General features: G+C 60.8%; 4 protein-coding genes. 2 read left to right on the forward strand and 2 right to left on the reverse strand.

Annotation, left to right across the window (positions count from 1 at the left end; all coding sequences use genetic code 11):
* Positions 1-71: 71 nt before the first annotated feature.
* Positions 72-806: a hypothetical protein gene (locus AAFH49_RS11450; RefSeq protein ID WP_342298218.1), complete on the forward strand. Its 735-nt coding sequence runs from the start codon at positions 72-74 to the stop codon at positions 804-806.
* Positions 807-1,039: 233 nt separating this feature from the next.
* On the opposite strand, the gene AAFH49_RS11455 is transcribed toward AAFH49_RS11450, so the two are convergent.
* Together AAFH49_RS11455 and AAFH49_RS11460 are read right to left on the reverse strand one after the other, a co-directional pair.
* Complete coding sequence (locus tag AAFH49_RS11455; protein ID WP_342298219.1) at positions 1,040-3,907, reverse strand: M4 family metallopeptidase; 2,868 nt, start codon at positions 3,905-3,907, stop codon at positions 1,040-1,042.
* 230 nt (positions 3,908-4,137) lie between these two features.
* Entirely contained in the window at positions 4,138-5,460 is a 1,323-nt protein-coding gene (locus tag AAFH49_RS11460; RefSeq protein WP_342298220.1) for an amidohydrolase, read from the reverse strand.
* Positions 5,461-5,614: 154 nt separating this feature from the next.
* Here AAFH49_RS11460 and AAFH49_RS11465 point away from each other — a divergent pair, with 154 nt between their 5' ends.
* Positions 5,615-6,319: a phosphatase PAP2-related protein gene (locus tag AAFH49_RS11465; protein ID WP_342298221.1), complete on the forward strand. Its 705-nt coding sequence runs from the start codon at positions 5,615-5,617 to the stop codon at positions 6,317-6,319.
* Positions 6,320-6,365 lie beyond the last annotated feature (46 nt).

Here is a 6,365-nt window from a genome sequence, read left to right on the forward strand (position 1 = left end):
ACTAAACGGTTTTCAGCGGTTTGCGCGTTGGGCTCCGTATAGGCGGTCTTTGTTTCACTTAACCCGATAATATGCGGTTTCGCTCGTTGATTTTTGGAGGGCTGGTGGCCGGCGCACTTAGCAGCCACACGGCCTACGCGCAGTACCACCACCCCGTCCGGCACTACAACCGCCAGGAGCGGGCCTACTTCCGGGGGCCGCTGCACGTCACCCTCGGCGGCGGCACGGCCCTGTATAACGGCGACCTGGGCAACAGCCTCGGCGATAATTTCCTGGGTCCGGCCCTGAGCCTGGGCGTGCTCTACCGCCTCACGCCGCACCTGCACCTGGGCAGCGAGTTTTCCTACGTGGAGATGGGCGCACGCGACAAAGCCAAAGAGCGCGGCCTGGCCTTCACCAGCACCAACGGCCTGGGCACGGTGTTCTTCCGGTTCGATTTATTGCCCGACGAGTCCGTGTTCGCAGCCTCGATGGCCGAAGCCCCGGTTTTCCAGGTATTCGTGCAGGGCGGCGCGGGCCTGTTGCTCTACAATCCGCAGTCCTACATGGGCACCGAGCGCGCCACCGATGGCACGAGCTTCCTGCCCCCCGAGCGCAACGACTACCCGGCAATGGCCATGGCTTTCCCCGTCGGTGCCGGCTTCAGCGTGCGCCTCACCGACAAGCTGCGCGCCAACCTCGAAGGCAACTACTACTTCACCACCACCGACCAGCTCGACGACATAAACTTGCGCCTCGGCGGCGCCTCGGCCAACAAGGACGGCTTTGGCACGGTGATGCTCAAGCTGGATTACTCACTGGAGTAGGTTTCTGGTCTAAGGTCATCTGTCATCCTGAGCAGAGCGAAGGACCTTATCACCAAAGGACAGTTTGCAGTAATTCTGTCGATGCGAACGTGATAAGGTCCTTCGCTCTGCTCAGGATGACAGACGACTCAGGATGACAGACGACTCAGGATGACAGACGACAAAGAGATGACAAAAGCAAAAAGGCCCGCCAGCAATGCTGACGGGCCTTTTTTACTACTTCAGAAAGAGGACTACTCTTTCACGAAGCGCTGGTGGTACACTTGCTTGCCGTCGCTCACGGTCAGGGTGTACATGCCATTGGCGAGGCGGCCGATGCTCAGTACGCCGTTGTTCAGCGACAAGCCTTCGATGCGACCACCGCGCACGTCGGTCACCGTCACGCTCTTGATTTCGGCATTATCCGGCAGCATCAGGTTCAGCACGTCGGTAGCCGGGTTGGGGTACACGGCCAGCAGTTTCGAGCCGTTGGTAACCGTGTTGCCGGTCAGGGCCGCGATACCCGTACCGCCGGTGATGTTCACCGTGTAGTCTTCGGTTTCGCCGTAGCTGTAGGTACCGCAGCTGCTGGTGGCGCTGGCGTCGCTCAGCGTCACACGCATGCGGGTGGCACCGCTTTTGGCCGTGGTGGGCACCGTGAAGGATGCCGAGCGGGTGGTGGCTACGCTGCTGGCAGCGGCATTCACCACGTTCTCACCAGCATCGGTGAACACGCCGTTCTGGTTGTAGTCGATGTACACTTTCACGTACTCCGAGTAGGCCGTGCCGGTGAAGCCGGCCGAGAAGTTGATGGTCTGGGCTGAGCCGGCTGCAACCGTAGTGCTCAGCGCCGTCCCATTGTAGTAGCCGGCATCAGCGCCCGAAGTGCGGTTGATGCTGCCCAGGTTCACGAGGTCGATGTACTCATAAGCCACGCTGGTGCCTTTGCTGGCGCAATAGGTGGGCGTGCCACCACCGCTGCCGGCAGTGATGTTCACCGTGTAGTCTTCGGTTTCGCCGTAGCTGTAGCTGCCACAGCTGGTGGTAGCGGCGGCGTCGCTCAGCGTAACACGCATGCGGGTAGCACCCACGGTAGCCGTAGCCGGCACCGTGAAGCTGCCGGTAGCAGCCGTAGCCGAAGTCACCGTGCCCGAAACCACGTTCTCACCAGCATCGGTGAACACGCCGTTTTTGTTGTAGTCGATGTACACTTTCACGTACTCGGTGTAGGCGCTCGATACGAAGCCGGCCTTGTAAGTAACGGTCTGGGCCGAACCCTGGGCGATGCTCGTGGTCAGGGCCGTGCCGTCGTAGTAGCCACCATCAGCGCCCGAAGTGCGGTTGATGCTGCCGAGGGCAACCTGGGCAATGTACTCGTAGGCCACGCTGGCACCCTGCGACGTGCAATAGGTGGTGCCGCCGCCGCCGCTGCTATAAGCTGCGCCGATGCCTACAGCATACCAGGCGTTGGTCACTGCTTGCGTCTGGGTCGAAGTAGCGCCGAACAGGTCCGTAGCGGCCTGAATCGAGTACGTGCGGGCATTGGCATAAGTCGAGCCAGCCGTCATGTACACGCTTTCCATGCGGAAGGTGATTTTAGCCGCATCCGAGATGCCGATAGCGCCCACGTTGTAGGCAAAGCCTTTCTCGTTGGTGCCCGACTTGCCCACCGAAATCAGGTAGTACCAGTAGTTGAGGATACCCGAGTTGGTGTGCACGCCGCCCTGGTCGTTAGCGTTGGATGGCGACGTAGTCGTAGCCGCCCAGTACGTGCCTTTATAGTAAGCGGGCTGGCCGTAGAGGTTGGGGTTGCTCATGGAGCGCAGCGCGCCGCCGGCTTTCATGATGTCTTCGCCGATATCCCAGGTTGATTTGGTGAGGCCCAAAGCGGCCGTGGTGTACTGCTCGATGCTGGCGCCCCAGATATCGGACAGGCCTTCGTTCATCGCGCCCGATTCGTTGGCGTAGGTCAGGTTAGCCGTCTTTTCGCACACGGCGTGGCCGATTTCGTGGCCGCACACGTCCAGCGCCGTCAGGGGCTTGAAGGTGCTGGCGCCGTCGCCGTAGGTCATTTCTACACCGTCCCAGTAGGCATTCTCGTAGCCCGCGCCGCCCGGCACGTCATCAAAGTGCACGTAGCTCTTGATTTTGGCCCCGGCGTTGTCATAGCTGTTGCGGCCGAAAACGTTTTTCCAGTAGTCATAAGTGGCTTGGGCGCCAAAGTGAGCATCGCCAGCCACGTTGTCGTAGTTGGCGTTGTTGTACTCGGCGGCCGTCCAGTTGTTGTCGGCGTCCACGAAATCGGTGGCGGCGGTATAGCTGTTGCTTTTCTTGCAGTTGTAGGTTTCGATGCCCAGGCCGCGGGTATACTCCTTCAGGTGCCAGCCGCCGGTGACGGTTTCGTTGGCCAGCGAGCGGGTGCCGCTGTAGGCCGTGGCAAACGTGGCCGTACCGGCCGTGTGCTTGATGATGTTGTCCTGCAACACCACCTGGCCGGTGCTGGCATTCACATAAATGAATGCGCGGCTGATGGGCTGCGAGGCGTACACGTTGAATTTCCAGGCCAGCACGAGCGGGCCGGTTTCAGAGCTCACGCGGGCATCGCGCACAATCACCAACTCGCCCTTCGGCAGGAAGGAGGCGGCGTCGGCTTCGTTGGATTGCCACTTGTACTGGCGGGCACCTACGTGGGCCAGGGCACGGTCAAGGGCCGCGCTTGCGCTCATCGAAGGCGTGGTGTTCAGGCCCGAGATTTTCTCAAAATCCCCGCTGATGCTTTCCACGGTGCCGGCTTTGGAGTGTACCGTATAGTCGGCGTGCTCCACGCGGATGCCCTGGTAATACTGGGCAAATTTCTGGTGGGTGAAGCCGAGCTGGTCGGTTTCGGCGGTGCGCTGCACCATCTGGTCGGCGTTGGTGAGGGCCAATTGCTGGCGCAGCACTTGGTCGCCGCTCATGCCCCGGGAGGCCATTTTAGCTTCGGCGCTGAACTGCACCAGCACGGGCTGGTTGTCTTCGCCTAATACTTTGGATTGAACGCGGGCGGCGTCCTGGGCATTGGCGGTGGTGGCAACCAGGCCGCCGAGCATCAGTAATGCCGCAGCTGAGTATTGTTTTCTCATGTAACTGAAATAGGTTGTTGGTGGGACACTAAGCCTGAGCAAATTTTGAATATTTTGCATCTAAGCAGCCGCAACCTAGACAACTTTATCAGCCCAATGAGGCATTTGTCATTGATTTATCAATAATACCGAAATCTTGTACGTTTGATGAACAAACAATGAAGAGGTAATTGCACTTAACCAAATTGCAATATTTCTTTAACCTGAATAATTATTTGGTTTGATTGTTGCTAGTGCTTTCCGGAGTTTAAATAGTCAGCGGCCAGAGTGGCCAGGGTTTTCACGCCCAGCGTAAGGCCGCTTTCATCGATGCGAAAGCCGGCTGTGTGGTGGTCGGCGGTGGTGGCGGGGTTTTGCCCCTTTGTCATGCCGCCCACGAAGAGGAACAGGCCAGGCACCTTCTCCTGATAGAAGGAAAAATCTTCGGCCCCGGTCACCGCTTTTATTTCCCGAACGTGGGCCGCGCCGGCCGTCGCTTGCAGCGTGGGCAGCATCTGGGCCGTGAGGGCGGGGTCGTTGGTGGTCACGGGCACATAGGGGTCGATGGTGACATCGGCCGTGGCCCCGGCGCTCTCAGCAATGTTGGTGGCAATGCGGCGGATGCTGGCCCAGATTTGCTTCTGCACCTCGGGGTTCAGTGCCCGAATAGTGCCCGACATTTCCACATCCGGCGGGATGACGTTGTAGCGCACACCGCCGTTGATGGTGCCCACCGTGACCACGGCCGCGTCGTCAATCAGCTTCACCTGCCGGCTCACGATGGTTTGCAGGCCCATGATAATCTGGGCGGCGGTCACCACCGGGTCCACGCTGTTCCACGGATAAGCGCCGTGCGAGCCCTTACCGTGCACCTTGATGGTGAAGCGGTCGGAGCTGGCCATCTCGCCGCCCGGGCGATAGGTCAGGTTGCCCACTTCGGTCTGGGCGTTGATGTGGACGCCGAACACCGCGTCGACCTTGGGCTTGTCGAGCACGCCTTCCTTCACCATGAGTTTGGCCCCGCCCTCTACGCCCGGCAGCGAGCCTTCCTCGGCGGGCTGGAAAATGAACTTGACGGTGCCGGGCAGGTCGGCTTTTACTTGGCTCAGCACCTCGGCCGCGCCCATGAGCATGGCCACGTGGGTGTCGTGGCCGCAGGCGTGCATCACGCCCACGGGCTGGCCCAGGTAGGTGGTTTTTACTTTGGAAGCGAAGGGCAAATCATTGTTTTCGGTGAGGGGCAGGCCATCCATGTCGGCGCGCAGGGCCACCACGGGGCCGGGCTTGCCGCCGCGCAGGACGCCCACCACGCCGGTGCGGGCCACGCCGGTTTGCACCTCGAAACCCAGCTTTTTGAGATGGGCGGCGATGATGCCGGCGGTGCGGGTTTCCTGGTTGCCGAGTTCGGGGTGCTCGTGGATGTCGCGCCGCCAGGCAATGACTTTGCTTTCTTCCTGAGTGGCCAGCTGGGCAATGCGGGCATCGAGGGCCGCATTTTGGGCGTGGGCGGCGGGGGCGGCGGCCAGTGCCAGCACGAGGCCGGCCGGCAAAGCAGTAAGTAAAAAGCGCGTCATAAAATCGGGGCGATGAAGTAAAAGCCGGGCGGCACGATTCGGCCACCTGGCAATGTTACGTCGCCGTTGCCAACCAGCGCGCTACTGTTCAGGCTGGAACGTATTTTTGCGCGTCGATTTATTCTCTGCCCATTATCCGAACCAATTATTTTTTGTGGCTACGATTCTGACCCCGCCCCCCCTGCCCCATCCCGTTGATGCCCCGCGCCCGCCGGCCCGGCCGCGCACCTGGCCAGCCGCCTGGGCTTCAATAAGTTTCCGCCTGCGGCTGGGCGCGGTGCTGCTGGGCCTGCTGGGGCTGCTGCCGGTGGTGCCGGGCTTCTACCATTTCATCCAGGCGCGCCCCGGCCAGCGGCTGTCCGACCCGCTGCTGGATTTGCTGCCGGTGCACGACGTTTCGATGCTCACGTTCGCGCTGATTTACGGGGCCATCGCGGCCACGCTGGCCTACCTTCTGCCCCGGCCGCAACGGCTTTTGCAGGCACTGTGGGCCTATTATTTCCTGCAACTGATGCGGATGGTCACGCTCTGGCTGCTGCCGCTGGAGCCGCCCACCACCCTGGTCATCTTGCACGACCCGGTGATGGACCGCATTTTTGAAGTAACCACCCAGCCCATTGTGCGCGACCTATTTTTCTCGGGCCACACCGCCACCATGGTGCTCCTTACCTTGGCCGGCCGGGGCCGCAAGTGGCACTGGGTGCTGGGCCTGATGAGCATGACCGTAGGCCTGCTGGTGCTGGTGCAACGCGTGCATTATTCCTACGATGTGCTGGCCGCGCCATTTTTCGCCTGGGCCGCCTACTGGCTGGCCGGGCGAATTACGAAGCAGAAAGGCAGCTTCGCCGATGCGAATTAGATTTCTCCAGACAGAAAAAAGGCCGTTCGGAATCACCGAACGGCCT

It is taken from the genome of Hymenobacter segetis (genome assembly GCF_038448715.1).
GTDB lineage: Bacteria > Bacteroidota > Bacteroidia > Cytophagales > Hymenobacteraceae > Hymenobacter > Hymenobacter segetis.